Source organism: Paraburkholderia fungorum (genome assembly GCF_902833645.1).
GTDB classification, from domain to species: domain Bacteria; phylum Pseudomonadota; class Gammaproteobacteria; order Burkholderiales; family Burkholderiaceae; genus Paraburkholderia; species Paraburkholderia fungorum.
Genome location: NZ_CADFGE010000005.1, coordinates 310,471 through 324,424, shown reverse-complemented (window position 1 = coordinate 324,424; position 13,954 = coordinate 310,471). Strand labels below are relative to the sequence as shown.

The following is a 13,954-nucleotide window of genomic DNA, read 5'->3' as shown; positions in this document are numbered from 1 at the left end:
GACACAGGTCAGTCGTCGCTATTCGGGTCCATATCCGGAAACAGGACCTCAGTGAAGCCGAACTTCGCGAAATCGTTGATCCGCATCGGGTACAGCTTGCCGATCAGGTGGTCGCATTCATGTTGCACGACGCGCGCATGAAAACCTTCGGCGACGCGATCGATCGGTTTGCCGTACTGGTCGAAGCCGTGGTACTTGATCATCGAAAACCGGCTCACCGCGCCCCGCAAACCCGGTACGGACAGACAGCCCTCCCAGCCCTCTTCCATGTCGAGCGAAACCGGCGTAATGGTCGGGTTGATCAGCACCGTCTCAGGCACCGGCGGCGCATCCGGATAGCGTTCGTTATGCCCGAAGCCGAAGATCACCACCTGCAGATTCACGCCGATCTGCGGCGCGGCGAGCCCCGCGCCGTTCGCGTCGTGCATGGTCTCGAACATGTCCTTGATGAGCTCATGCAACTCGGGGGTGTCGAAGTGATCGACCGGATCGGCAATTTGCAAAAGGCGCGGATCGCCCATCTTGAGAATTTCGCGGATCATAACTGCCCCTCCAGGAGCTTGCGCATACCATCTTCGTCGAGTACCGGGATACCGAGTTCCTCGGCTTTCGCCAATTTGCTGCCCGCTTCGGCCCCCGCCACCACGTAGTCCGTTTTCTTCGACACCGAGCCGGCCACTTTCGCGCCGGCCGCTTCGAGCATTTCTTTCGCCTCTTCGCGAGCGAGCGTGGGCAAGGTACCGGTCAATACAACCGTCTTGCCGGCCAGCACGCCTTGCGGCGCCTTGGGTGCGGGCGGTCCTTCCGGCCATGTGACCTTGCCCGGCGCGCGGAGTTGCTCGATCACCGTGCGGTTGTGTTCTTCGGCAAAGAACCGATGAATCGACTCGGCCACCACAGGGCCCACGTCGTTCACCTCGAGCAATTCTTCGACCGAGGCATCCATGATCGGCGTCAGCGAACCGAAATGTTTGGCCAGATCTTTCGCCGTCGATTCGCCCACATGGCGGATACCGAGTGCGTAAATAAAGCGCGCCAGCGTGGTGTGCTTGGCTTTCTCAAGCGAGTCGAGCAGATTCTGCGCGGACTTTTCGGCGAAGCGGTCAAGCTCGGCAAGCGTCGCAAAGCCAAGGTTGAACAGATCGGCCGGCGTCCGCACCAGATTCTGCTCGACGAGTTGATCGATGATCTTTTCACCGAGCCCGTCGATATCCAGCGCGCGCCGCTGCGCAAAATGCCACAAGGCCTGTTTGCGCTGCGCCGGACAGAACAAGCCGCCCGTGCAGCGCGCAATCGTCTCGTCCGGCAGCCGTTCGATGCTCGAACCGCACACCGGGCAATGGGTGGGCATGACAAACTCGCGGGCGTCGTCCGGGCGGCGGTCGAGCAGCGCACCCACCACCTCGGGAATCACGTCGCCGGCCCGCCGCACGATGACCGTGTCGCCGATGCGAATATCCTTGCGGCGCACTTCATCTTCATTGTGCAAGGTGGCGTTCGTTACCGTCGCGCCGCCGACAAACACCGGTTCCAGCCGCGCAACCGGCGTAATCGCGCCGGTACGGCCGACCTGCACGTCGATCGCGAGGAGTGTGGTCAGCGCTTCCTGGGCAGGAAATTTGTGAGCCAAGGCGAAACGGGGCGCCCGCGACACGAAGCCGAGCACGTCCTGTTCATCGCGCCGGTTGACCTTGTACACGACGCCGTCGATATCGTAAGGCAGCGCGTCGCGCTTCTCGCCCACCGAGTGGAAGAACTTCAGCAAACCTGCGGCGCCTTGCACCACCGCCCGCTCGCCATTCACCGGCAAGCCGAGCTCCTTGTACCAATCGAGCAGTTCGCTATGGGTGGCCGGCATCTCGAACCCTTCGAGCACACCGATTCCATACGCGAAAAACGACAGCGGCCGCTGCGCCGTGATCTTCGAATCGAGCTGCCGCAAGCTGCCGGCGGCAGCGTTACGCGGATTGGCGAACTCCTTTTGCTGCGCAGCCCGCTGGCGCTCGTTCAGACGTTCGAAATCGCGCTTGAACATGAGTACTTCGCCACGCACGTCGAGCACGTGCGGGATGCGCTTGCCTTTGAGCTTGAGCGGAATAGAGCGGATCGTGCGGATGTTCTGGGTAACGTTCTCGCCGGTCGTGCCATCGCCGCGCGTGGACGCCTGAACGAACACGCCGTCGACGTACCGCAGCGACACGGCCAGGCCGTCGAACTTCAGCTCGGCCGCGTAATCCACCGGCACCGGCGGTTCGCTCGCATTCTTGCCGAGCGCGTCGCCGACGCGCTTGTCGAACGCGATGATGTCTTCGTCTGCGAAACCGTTGTTGAGCGAAAGCATGGGTTGATCGTGCACAACCGGCTCGAAGCCGCTTGACGCCTCGCCACCTACGCGCTGGGTGGGCGAATCCGGCACGATCAGGTCCGGATGCTCGGCCTCGATCTGCTCCAGTTCCTTGAAAAGCCTGTCGTATTCCGCGTCCGGCAGGTCCGGCTGGTCGAGCACGTAGTACGCGTAATTGGCGCGTTCAAGTTCCGCGCGCAGCCACGCGGCCCGCTCCGCGGGAGCGCTGGTTGCAGGGTTTGAGGCGGGGGTTCGGACCATGCTGTCGGAAGCTTCTTCAAAGGAATTCAGACATTGGATTATCGCAGGAAGCGTGCCCCTTTACATCGGCCGAATGGCCAGTTTTGGACTAGCCCTAAATGCCAACGGCCGCACATCGTGCGGCCGTTGAAACTGCATGTAAAACTGGCTTGCTGCGAGACGCGTTACTGGCTGAACAAACGCCGGGTGGCCGGCGAACCTGCCGGGATACCCGCCTGTTCAAGCTTCGCGTAAAGCGTCATCAACTGCTTTTCGATCGCCAGCAACGCGGTTTCCGGCAGCGGACGGCGCCCGTCGTCGACCACCCGGCCACCGATTCGCTCAGCCAACGATTTCGCGTAGTCGCACATCAGGCGGAACGGCAGAATGTCTTCGTCCGCGACCGGCACGTCGAGCACCAGCGTGATCATCTGGCCGCCCTTATAGGTCAGGTCGTCGCGCAGGAAATTGGTGTCGCCGAATTGCAGCATGAACACCGGGCTCTGCTTCGCGTCGAGCTTGACGAAGCGCGTGCCGTCACGCGAGAGCAGCAAACCATCTTGCGACGCGACCGCCTGCACATAGTTGGCCGACCACGGCGCGCCGTCGGAGAGTACGTTGATCGACAATTGTGCATCGCACTGCGCGGCGAAACCGTCGAGCTCACGCGCCATGGCGACCGTTTCGAGCATGTCGGGAAATTCCGGCGCCGCATCGAGCGCGTCGGCAAACTGCTGCACGCCAGTCACGAATTCCGAGAATTCCAGTTCGTTGAGTGCGCCACTCCGATTGGCCAATTGCGCGGCCGCGCGCAGCTCCTCGTAGCGTGCACCGTTTTGCAGCAATTCCCATGTGCCGCCTTCGAGCTTGCCTTCGATATGCACAGGCTTGCTGCCGGCGCGGCGTAGACGTTGCGCGAGCGGAATCACCTTGTCGCCGGCCACCGGGCCGTTCAGACGAATCGGCACGATGCAGTCGATGCGGCGATCGACGATAGCCGGCGGCGCGGACGAAATCGTCGTGGCACCGGGCAGGATCGGCTCGACCGGTTCGTCGGCATTCGCCGCGTGGCCACTTTCGGCTTGCGCGATGCCTTCCGCTTCCGGAAAGCCGTTCGGCGTGGTTGTCTCCGCCTGAATATCGGCCGGCGTATCGAGCGGCGCGGCCGTAGCGCCAAACGTCGGCTCGACGCGCGCTGCCGCGGTGTCCGCTACCGGGTCCGCGCCCACTACCGGCTCGCGCCGCGTGGTCGGCCGGGCCGGTTCGATAAACGGGCTCTGCTCTTCCTGATCGTCCCGCGCGAAACTTTCGGCGGTATCGGCCGGCATCGGACGCGGCATCTTGCGACGCACCTTCGCGCCTTGCCATGCGTTGTACACGACCACGCCCCCGACCACCACGGCACCCGCGCCGATCAAACCGAGTGTCAACTCGTCCATGCATGCTCCATCAGCAATTCTTCTGTCTGCGCGGCTATGCGCCCGCTCCACGTGTCGCGCGGCCACCGGCCGCTGCGCTGAACGCGGGCACCCGCGATGATCAACCTAACCGAAAACTCAAACGATATTCTGGGCGAAACCAGCCGCCGTTTCCATGTCGACCGCAACGATGCGCGATACACCCTGCTCCTGCATGGTCACGCCGATCAGTTGCTGCGCCATTTCCATCGCGATCTTGTTGTGCGAAATGAACAGGAACTGCGTCTTGTCCGACATCGCGCGCACGAGGTTCGCGAAACGTTCCGTGTTGGCGTCGTCGAGCGGCGCGTCCACTTCGTCGAGCAGACAGAAAGGCGCGGGATTCAACTGGAACATCGCGAACACCAGCGCGGTGGCGGTCAAGGCCTTCTCGCCGCCCGACAGCAGATGAATCGTCGAATTCTTCTTGCCCGGCGGTTGCGCCATCACCTGCACGCCGGCGTCGAGAATCTCGTCGCCGGTCATGATCAACCTGGCCTGGCCACCGCCAAAGAGACGCGGGAACAGTTCGCCGAAATGACGGTTCACTTCGTCGAAGGTGCCTTGCAGCAGCGTGCGCGTTTCGCCGTCGATCTTGCGGATCGCGTCTTCCAGCGTTTCGATTGCGTTGTTCAGGTCGGCCGATTGCGAATCGAGGAACGTCTTGCGCTCGGTCGCCGCCTTCAGCTCATCAAGCGCGGCCATGTTGACCGGCCCAAGCGCGGTAATCGCGTTGTTGATGCGCGTGACTTCGCCTTGCAGGTAGGACGGCTTCATGTCCGGCGTGAGCTTGGCCTGCAACTCGGCTTCGTCGACGCCGGCCGCGGCCAGTTGCTCGATGAACTGCTCGCCGTTCAGGCGCGCGGCCTGTTCCTTCAATTGCAATTCGTTGATGCGGTCGCGCAGCGGTTGCAGCGCGCGCTCGGCGGTGAGCCGCGTTTCGTCGGCGGCACGCAGCTTGGCCGTCAGATCGTCCAGTTCGAGACGCGCGGCATGCAGCGCCTCTTCCTTGACCGCGCGGATGTCGAGCGCGTCCTGCAAGCCGGTATGCGCGGTTTGCTCGTTGATCGTTTCCAGCTCGGCGCGCGCATCTTCCAGCGACGCGGCGACGCGTTCACTCTGCTCGTGCGAGACCTGGATGCTGCGTTTCAATTCGTCGATGCGGTTCGCCATGTTGCGCGCGGCGAAACGCGCGTCGGTAGCGGCCCGATCGAGGTCGCGGGCCTGGGCACGCGCGGCGGTCAGCGTTTCGTCGAGTGCTTCGAAAGCCAGTTGATGGTCTTCGAAACGCGCCTGCAATTCGGCGAGTTCGGCGTCGTGACGCTCGAAGTTCGCTTCCGATTCGCCACGCAGCGCACGCTGCTCTTCGATCTGCGCGGTGATTTCTTCGAGTTCTTCGCGAATTTGCGTGCTGCGTTGCGTGTAGCGCTCATGCGCTTGCGCGAGCTTGAGCACGTCCATCTGCAACGCATGCACGCGCTGCGTCGCACGCTCCGACTGCTGACGCACGTCGGTCAACGCTTGCGCGGCTTGCGTGTGCGCAGCTTCAGCGCGGATCGCGGCAGCCTTCGCCTCATCGGCGAGCAAGGCTTGCGCGCGGACCTGACGCGCCAGGTTTTCGATTTCCTGCTGACGGGCCAGCATGCCGGCCTGCTCGGAATCGGCGGCATATAACTGGACGCCGACCCGCGTCACCACGTGGCCGGCCTTCACGACGAACGAACCGCCTTCCGGCAATTGCGCGCGCATGGCGAGCGCCTGTTGCAGATCGTCGGCGACGAAAGCGAGGCCGAGCCAGTCGTTCAGCACGGCGCGAATGCCTGCATCGTCGATACGAACCAGCGACAGCAGCGGCCGCAAACCCGGCGGCGTAGCAACCGGCTGACCGGCTGCGGGCGGCGCGTAGAACGCGAGCTTGGCCGGCGGCGCGTCGGTGGCGAACGCCTTGACCCAGTCGAGGTTCGACACTTCCAGCGCGGCGAGCCGCTCGCGCAGCACGGCTTCGAGCGCGGCTTCCCAGCCCGCCTCGACGTGCAGCTTCTTCCACAGACGCGGCAGGCCGCTCAGCTCGTGCTTTTCAAGCCACGGCTGGATCTTGCCTTCGGTCTGGACGTTTTCCTGCAGTTGCTTGAGCGCGGCAAGGCGTGCGTCGAGCTGATGAATCTGGGCGCTTTCCGACTGCACGCGCTCCTGGGCGGCGCGCCGTTCGCCGTCGAGGCGCGGCAGCGTTTCCTGCGCGTCGGCGAGGCGGGTCTGCGCGTCATGCAGGATTTCTTCGTGCTCGGCGAGTTGCATACGCAGATCTTCGAGCTGCGCTTCGTCGGGCGCGTCGAGGCCGCCCGCTTCCGACTTCAGCCGCTCGTGACGCTGCTGCAACTGCTGCAATTGCTGATCCGCATTGCGCTGATGCGCGGCTTCGAGCTTCAGCGCCTGTTCCGTCTGCGCGATACCGCCGCGCTCGGCGTTCAGTTCGGTCTGCGCGTCGCGCCAGCGCGCTTCGAGCGCCGGCATCGCATCGTGCTTGGCGGCGGCCTCGTCTTCGGCCAGCGCGGCCTTTTCTTCGGCGACGGCCAGTTGTTCTTCAGCGTCTTCGAGATCGTCCTGGGCCTTCTGGGCTTGCGACTGCCACTGCTCACGCTGGGCGGTCAACGCCGCGATTTGCGCCTGCACGCGGTTACGCGATTCGACGATGAACTTGATCTCGGCTTCAAGGCGGCTGACTTCGGCATTCGCTTCGTACAACGCCCCTTGCGCGCCCTGCATCGCGTCGCTGGCGGAGTAATGCGCGACACGCAGCGTTTCGAGTTGCGCTTCGACTTCGCGCAGCTTCGCGGTTTGCGCCTCGAGGTCGATCTGCGCCTGTTCGATCGCGCGTTGCTGGCGTTCCTGCTCACTGCCCGCTTCGTTCTTGCGCAACAGCCACAACAGACGCTGCTTCTCTTCGCCGTCGGCCTGCAAATCCTTGTATTTGGTCGCGACAATCGCCTGTGCTTCCAGCTTCTCGAGGTTCGCCCCCAGTTCGCGGACGATGTCTTCGACTCGCGTCAGATTCTCGCGCGTGTCGTGCAGGCGGTTCTCGGTTTCGCGGCGGCGTTCCTTGTACTTCGAGACGCCCGCGGCTTCTTCGAGGAACACCCGCAACTCTTCCGGCTTCGCCTCGATCAGGCGAGCGATCATGCCCTGCCCGATGATCGCGTACGCACGCGGCCCGAGACCGGTACCGAGGAAGATGTCCTGAATGTCGCGGCGGCGCGCCGGCAGGTTGTTGATGTAGTAGCTCGAAGTGCCGTCGCGCGTGAGCACGCGCTTCACGGCGATTTCGGCATACTGGCCCCACTGCCCGGCGGCACGGCCGTCGGCGTTGTCGAACACGAGTTCGACGCTGGCGCGGCTGCCGGGCTTGCGCGCGGTCGAGCCATTGAAGATCACGTCCTGCATCGACTCGCCGCGCAGCTCGGAAGCGCGCGATTCGCCGAGCACCCAGCGCACGGCGTCGATGATATTGGACTTGCCGCACCCATTCGGCCCGACCACGCCGACTAGCTGGCCCGGAACCTGGAAATGCGTGGGATCGACGAATGACTTGAAGCCAGCGAGTTTGATCGAGGTCAGACGCACGGCGATTTCGCTGTTTGAAAAGGGAAAATAAAAGGTGGCTCGTGAAGGCTGCGTCAGCCGTTCGCCGATGCTGCGAAACGGCTCGCGAAACTCCGCGATACGGGCACCAGACGCACGCGGTGAAGCGTGCGCCGGCTAATGAGGGACAATCATACCATCGCGCGGGAGCGGTTCTTACCGTCCTTACGGTCTGCGCTGCCGTTGCTGTCGAGACCCGCGTCCTGATTGGCCGGATCGGGCGGCAATGCCTTGCTCCGGTGCACCCAACTCGAGAGCGCCGAGGCCAGCACGATGCACGCGCCACCGGCCCATTCGCGCGGACCTGGCGTCTCGCCGGCGAATATCCAAGCGGACAGGGCCGTCACCACGATCTCGAACAGCATGATGATCGAGGCCCGGTTGGCCGGCACCCGGGAAAGTCCGTATTGGACGAGCATATTGTTCGACGCGAGCAGGAAACCGAGGCCGAGCACCAACAGCGCGGCCGTGCCGAGATGCGCTCCGGTGGGCGGCGCGGGCATCGCCTCGAACAGCGACGCGCAGGCGCTGAAAAGCGCCGCGCCGCCGAAGATCGTCGCGGTGCGCATTTCCGGCTTCATCTCAGGCAGCACGCGGCTCGTCTTGAGGATCAGCACGTTGCTCATCGCGAAGCCCATACCGCCGGCCAAACCTGCCCATTCGGCGAGATTGCCGGGCACCGGAATGCCCAGTTGCGGCGACCACAGCATGGTCATCGCGCCGGCCAGCGACAGCGCGGCGAGGCCGGCGCCCGCCCAGGTCAGGCGTTCGTGCAGGATGAAGTGGGCAAAGAGCGCGGTCCACGCAGGGGTGAGATAGAACAGCAGCAAAACGCGCATGACCTCGCCGTGGATCGAGCCCCACACGAAGCCGAGATTGGTCACGCCCGCGGCCAGCGCGAGAGCCGGCAGCAGCCAGTGCCAGCGCACGGTCCTGAGCGCGCGATAGCGGACCAGCAGAACGAACAGGCAACCGGCGCCGCTTGTGAGCGCGCTCGCCGCCGTGCCGGTTACGCCGAGCGCATTGAGCATGCGCAGCGGGTACCAGATCATCCCCCACACCGAGGCGCCGAGCATGATCGCGAGCGTGGGCCAGCCATTACGGAGCCAGTTGTTCATGATGCGTGCCCCTCATGGCTGTCGGGGCTGTAGGGCTTGCTGCGTAAGCCGTACCGGGCCATTTTGCCGGTTTTGCGGAGTCTGCCGAAGGCGGCGGCGTTGCGCCCGCTTCGTCTGAGTGTCCCCATTGCTGCTACGACCATTGCTGCTCCTGCTTTCTTTTTTCGCGAACCGTCCGCGGTTCGCGTCGTTCCCGCTGCGTCGCATGCCTGCGCTGCCTGGCGGGTTTTACCGCTTTTCAACACCCTGTACACCGGTTGCGCGACCTGCCTGCGCCGCGGCACCCTGCAGCCCGCGAAGGGCGGCGCGCCACGCTATAATCCTCCACTCGCCACCGCTGCCGCCCTTTTTCGCGTCACTCACGCAATTTGCGGTCAGCGCGCGTGGCCAGCCTCTCCCAGCATCCGTCTGCGACCATCCTCGATCAGGCTCGATCCGCCCAGTGAACCCGCTACTCGACTCCCTTCAGCCCTACCCGTTCGAAAAGCTGCGCGCGCTTTTCAGTGAAGTCACGCCGCCGGCCGGCCTCGCGCACATCAGCTTCGGCATCGGCGAACCGAAACATCCCACGCCCGCGCTGATTCGCGACGCGGTGATTGCCTCGCTCGGCGGTTTGTCGGCGTATCCGGCTACCATCGGTTCGCCGGCCCTGCGCGAGTCGATCGCCAAATGGGCGACGCAGCGCTACAACCTGCCGCCGGTCGATCCGGCCACTCAGGTGCTGCCGGTGTCCGGTTCGCGCGAGGCGCTGTTTGCGCTCGCACAAACGGTCATCGACCCGAGTCGCGGTGCCGACGGTGAGCCTGCGATCGTACTCTGTCCGAACCCGTTCTACCAAATCTATGAAGGCGCGGCGATTCTCGCCGGCGCGCAGCCGTACTTCGTGAATAGCGACCCGGCGCGCAACTTTGCCTGCGACTATGCGGCGGTGCCGGCCGACATCTGGGCGCGCACGCAGCTGCTGTACGTGTGCTCGCCGGGCAATCCCACGGGTGCCGTGCTCACGCTCGACGACTGGCGCGAACTGTTCGCGCTGTCGGACCGCTACGGCTTCGTGATCGCGTCCGACGAGTGCTACTCGGAAATCTACTTCGACGAAGCCAATCCGCCGCTCGGCGGCCTACAGGCGGCCCACCAGCTCGGCCGCGGCTTCGAGCGCCTCGTGATGCTCTCGAGCCTGTCCAAGCGCTCGAACGTACCGGGCATGCGCTCGGGCTTCGTGGCGGGCGACGCGGCGCTCCTGAAAGACTTCCTGCTATACCGGACATACCACGGCGCGGCCTTGTCGACCGTGTTCCAGAATGCCAGCATCGCGGCCTGGAATGACGAAACGCACGTGCGCGAGAACCGCGCGAAGTACCTGCAGAAGTTTTCCACCGTGACGCCGATGCTCGCCGAGGTGCTCGACGTACGTCTGCCGGACGCCGCGTTCTACCTGTGGGCGGACGTCTCGCGCACGGGCCTGTCGGACACCGGGTTCGCCCAGCGCCTCTACGCCGACTATAATGTGACGGTTCTGCCGGGCTCATTCCTCGCGCGCACCGCGCACGGCGTGAACCCCGGCCGCAATTTCGTGCGCCTCGCGCTCGTCGCCGATGTCGACGAATGCACGCAAGGCGCACAACGGATCGTCGATTTTTGCCGCGCGCTCGCGGGCTGAATTTTTCACTGAGTTTTTCATATTCGGCAACCCCGCGCACCGCACTCCCTTCTTCAGACTTCAACTCTTCAGAAAAGCACGCATATGTCGCAACAACTTCAGCAGATCATTGATACCGCCTGGGAAAACCGCGCCGAACTGTCGCCGAAGGCCGCCCCGGCCGACGTGCGCGAAGCCGTCGCCCACGCCATCGAGCAACTGGACAAGGGCGCGCTGCGCGTGGCCGAAAAGAAGGACGGCGACTGGGTCGTCAATCAGTGGCTGAAGAAAGCCGTACTGCTGTCGTTCCGTCTGGAAGACAACGCGCCGATGCCCGCTGGCGGCTACTCCCAGTTCTACGACAAGGTGCCGTCGAAGTTCGCCAACTACACCGCTGAAGACTTCGCCGCCGGCGGCTTCCGCGTGGTGCCGCCCGCCATCGCGCGCCGCGGTTCGTTCATCGCGAAGAACGTCGTGCTGATGCCGTCGTACACCAACATCGGCGCCTACGTGGACGAAGGCACGATGGTCGACACGTGGGCCACCGTCGGCTCGTGCGCGCAGATCGGCAAGAACGTCCACCTGTCGGGTGGCGTGGGCATCGGCGGCGTGCTGGAACCGCTGCAGGCCAACCCGGTCATCATCGAGGACAACTGCTTCATCGGCGCGCGTTCGGAAGTGGTGGAAGGCGTGATCGTCGAAGAAAACTCGGTGATCTCGATGGGCGTGTACCTCGGCCAAAGCACCAAGATCTACGACCGCGAAACCGGCGAAGTGACGTACGGCCGCATTCCGGCGGGCTCGGTGGTGGTGGCGGGCAACCTGCCGTCGAAGGACGGCTCGCACAGCCTCTACTGCGCGGTGATCGTCAAGAAGGTCGACGCCAAGACCCGTGCGAAGGTCGGCCTGAACGAGCTGCTGCGAGGCGATTGATGGCACGCGGCACCAAAACCGTCGTCTACGGCATCCCGAACTGCGACACCGTGAAGAAGGCCCGTGTGTGGCTCGAAGAGCATAACGTCGAGTTTGAATTCCACGACTTCAAGAAACACGGCGTGACCGAGCCGCTGGTGCAGGACTGGCTCAAGGACGTGAAGCTCGACGCGCTGCTGAACCGTCGCGGAACGACGTGGCGCGGCCTGTCCGACGACATGAAGGCGGCGGCGGACACGCAACCGGGCGCGATCGCGTTGATGATCCACAAGCCGTCGGTGATCAAGCGGCCGGTGCTGGTGGTCAACGGCCGGGTCAAGTCGCTCGGTTTTTCCGCGGACGAATACGCGGCGCTGTTTGCCTGATTTGCGAAGATCGAAAACGCAACGAGCAGCAACGAGTAGCAACCAGCAGTAAAGCGCGGCCTCGCCGCGTCGCTTAAAAGCTGTTGCCGGCTGCGGTGTCCAACCGCCAGCCGGCATTTTTTCATTTCAACGTGGCTAGCACTGAATCCATGTCCGGCACCCTCGCCCTTACCGAACAACTGATCGCACGCGCCTCTGTGACGCCTGATGACCAGCACTGCCAGCGTCTGCTGATCGAACGCCTGTCCGCGCTCGGCTTCGAGCACGAGACGATCGAATCGAATGGCGTGACCAACCTGTGGGCCGTCAAACGCGGCGTCGACGGCACGCGCGGCAAGCTGCTCGCCTTCGCCGGCCACACGGACGTCGTGCCGACCGGCCCGCTCGAACAATGGCACTCGGCGCCGTTCGAGCCGACCCATCGCGACGGCAAGCTCTACGGCCGCGGCGCGGCGGACATGAAGACGTCGATTGCCGGCTTCGTGGTGGCGAGCGAGGAGTTCGTCGCGGCGCACCCCGCGCATCGCGGCTCGATCGCATTCCTGATTACCAGCGACGAAGAAGGTCCCGCGACCGACGGCACCGTCAAGGTTGTCGAAGCGCTGCAGGCGCGCGGCGAGCGCATGGACTACTGCATCGTCGGCGAACCGACCTCGAGCGCGCAGTTCGGCGACATGGTGAAGAACGGCCGGCGCGGTTCGATGTCGGGCACGCTGATCGTCAAGGGCGTGCAAGGGCATATCGCCTACCCGCATCTGGCGAAAAACCCGGTGCACCTGCTCGCGCCCGCATTGGCCGAACTGGTGGCCGAACGCTGGGACGACGGCAACGAGTATTTCCCGCCCACCACCTGGCAGGTTTCGAACATTCATAGCGGCACCGGCGCGACCAATGTGATTCCCGGCCACGCGGACGTGATGTTCAATTTCCGCTTCTCCACGGCCAGCACGGTGGAAAGCCTGCAGGCTCGCGTCCATGCGATCCTCGACAGGCACGGCCTCGCATACGACCTGAAATGGAGCGTGAGCGGCCTGCCGTTCCTCACGCCGCGCGGCGATCTGTCGAACGCGCTGGCCAAAGCGATCAAGGACGAAACCGGTGTCACGACGGAACTGTCGACCACCGGCGGCACCTCGGATGGTCGCTTCATTGCCCGCATCTGCGAGCAGGTAATCGAATTCGGCCCGCTGAACGCCAGCATCCACAAGATCGACGAACATATCGAAGTCGCACACATCGAGCCGCTGAAGAACGTGTATCGCCGCGTGCTCGAACAACTGATCGCCTGACCAAGGAATTTCCGCGATGACGCTCCCGTTTTCCACTGTTCGCGACCTGCTGCGTTTCGCGGTGTCGCGCTTCAACCAGGCCGAGTTGTCGTTCGGCCACGGCTCGGCCAACGCCTACGACGAAGCCGCTTATCTGATCCTGCATACGCTGCATCTGCCGCTCGACCTGCTTGAACCGTTTCTCGACGCACGTCTTTCCGCGGCCGAAATCGACGCCGTGCTGAATGTGATCGAGCGCCGCGCCGGCCAGCGCGTGCCGGCGGCCTACATCACGCAGGAAGCGTGGATGCACGGCTTTCGCTTCTACGTGGACGAACGCGTGATCGTGCCGCGCTCGTTCATCGGCGAATTGCTGCAGGACGGGCTACAACCGTATGTGGAAGATCCCGAGCAGGTGGGCGCAGTGCTGGAACTGTGCACCGGCTCCGGCTGCCTGGCGATTCTCGCGGCGCACGCGTTCCCGAATGCGGATATCGACGCGGTCGACCTCTCCGCCCCGGCTCTCGAAGTCGCCACACGCAACGTCGCGGACTACCATCTCGACGATCGCATCGCCCTGTTCGAAGGCGACCTGTACGCGCCGCTCGCCGAGCGCCGCTACGACGTGATCATCAGCAATCCGCCGTATGTGAACGCCGCTTCCATGCAGGAACTGCCCGCCGAGTACAAGCACGAGCCGGACATGGCTTTGGCAGGCGGGCCGGACGGCATGGATATCGTGCGCCGGATCATCGCCGAAGCACGTAACTGGCTGACCGAAGACGGCGTGCTGGTGGTCGAGATCGGTAACGAGCGCGCAAACGTCGAAGCAGCCTTCGGCGGCCTCGATCTGGTGTGGCTATCGACAAGCGCCGGCGACGATAACGTATTCCTGATTCAGGCCGCGGATCTGCCCGTCTGACGTTTTATTGCAGCATCCTCGACACGCGCGGC

10 protein-coding genes are annotated in these 13,954 nt (G+C 64.1%); 5 read left to right on the top strand and 5 right to left on the bottom strand.

The window, feature by feature from the left end; translation table 11 throughout:
• Window positions 1–8: 8 nt before the first annotated feature.
• From def to HWX91_RS18535, 5 genes are all read right to left on the bottom strand, one after another.
• The gene (def, locus tag HWX91_RS18555) at window positions 9–542 is read right to left on the bottom strand and encodes a peptide deformylase (protein WP_028199377.1); all 534 of its coding nucleotides are present in this window, start codon (window positions 540–542) and stop codon (window positions 9–11) included.
• On the bottom strand, window positions 539–2,605 hold the full coding sequence (gene ligA, locus HWX91_RS18550; protein WP_028199378.1) for an NAD-dependent DNA ligase LigA: 2,067 nt from the start codon (window positions 2,603–2,605) through the stop codon (window positions 539–541). Before ligA ends, def begins: the two co-directional genes overlap by 4 nt.
• A gap of 164 nt (window positions 2,606–2,769) precedes the next feature.
• Window positions 2,770–4,023 (bottom strand): cell division protein ZipA C-terminal FtsZ-binding domain-containing protein, encoded by a 1,254-nt coding sequence (locus HWX91_RS18545; RefSeq protein WP_028199379.1) that lies wholly within the window; start codon window positions 4,021–4,023, stop codon window positions 2,770–2,772.
• Window positions 4,024–4,140: 117 nt separating this feature from the next.
• Window positions 4,141–7,659 (bottom strand): chromosome segregation protein SMC, encoded by a 3,519-nt coding sequence (smc, locus tag HWX91_RS18540; RefSeq protein ID WP_028199380.1) that lies wholly within the window; start codon window positions 7,657–7,659, stop codon window positions 4,141–4,143.
• A 149-nt stretch (window positions 7,660–7,808) separates the two neighbouring features.
• Window positions 7,809–8,795 (bottom strand): DMT family transporter, encoded by a 987-nt coding sequence (locus HWX91_RS18535; RefSeq protein WP_028199381.1) that lies wholly within the window; start codon window positions 8,793–8,795, stop codon window positions 7,809–7,811.
• Between the two features lie 442 nt (window positions 8,796–9,237).
• Between HWX91_RS18535 and dapC the strand changes: the two genes are divergently transcribed.
• The 5 genes from dapC (at window position 9,238) to prmB (ending at window position 13,922) form a co-directional block, all read left to right on the top strand.
• A complete protein-coding gene (dapC, locus tag HWX91_RS18530; protein WP_028199382.1) occupies window positions 9,238–10,455 on the top strand; it encodes a succinyldiaminopimelate transaminase in 1,218 nt (405 codons plus the stop codon).
• An 84-nt stretch (window positions 10,456–10,539) separates the two neighbouring features.
• The gene (dapD, locus tag HWX91_RS18525; RefSeq protein WP_027213332.1) at window positions 10,540–11,367 is read left to right on the top strand and encodes a 2,3,4,5-tetrahydropyridine-2,6-dicarboxylate N-succinyltransferase; all 828 of its coding nucleotides are present in this window, start codon (window positions 10,540–10,542) and stop codon (window positions 11,365–11,367) included.
• Window positions 11,367–11,732 carry an ArsC family reductase gene (locus HWX91_RS18520; RefSeq protein ID WP_028199383.1) on the top strand — a complete coding sequence of 122 codons (366 nt, stop codon included), beginning with the start codon at window positions 11,367–11,369 and terminating at the stop codon, window positions 11,730–11,732. Before dapD ends, HWX91_RS18520 begins: the two co-directional genes overlap by 1 nt.
• Window positions 11,733–11,881: 149 nt before the next feature.
• Complete coding sequence (gene dapE, locus HWX91_RS18515; RefSeq protein WP_028199384.1) at window positions 11,882–13,021, top strand: succinyl-diaminopimelate desuccinylase; 1,140 nt, start codon at window positions 11,882–11,884, stop codon at window positions 13,019–13,021.
• Between the two features lie 16 nt (window positions 13,022–13,037).
• A complete protein-coding gene (gene prmB, locus HWX91_RS18510; RefSeq protein WP_028199385.1) occupies window positions 13,038–13,922 on the top strand; it encodes a 50S ribosomal protein L3 N(5)-glutamine methyltransferase in 885 nt (294 codons plus the stop codon).
• The last annotated feature ends 32 nt before the right edge of the window (window positions 13,923–13,954 follow it).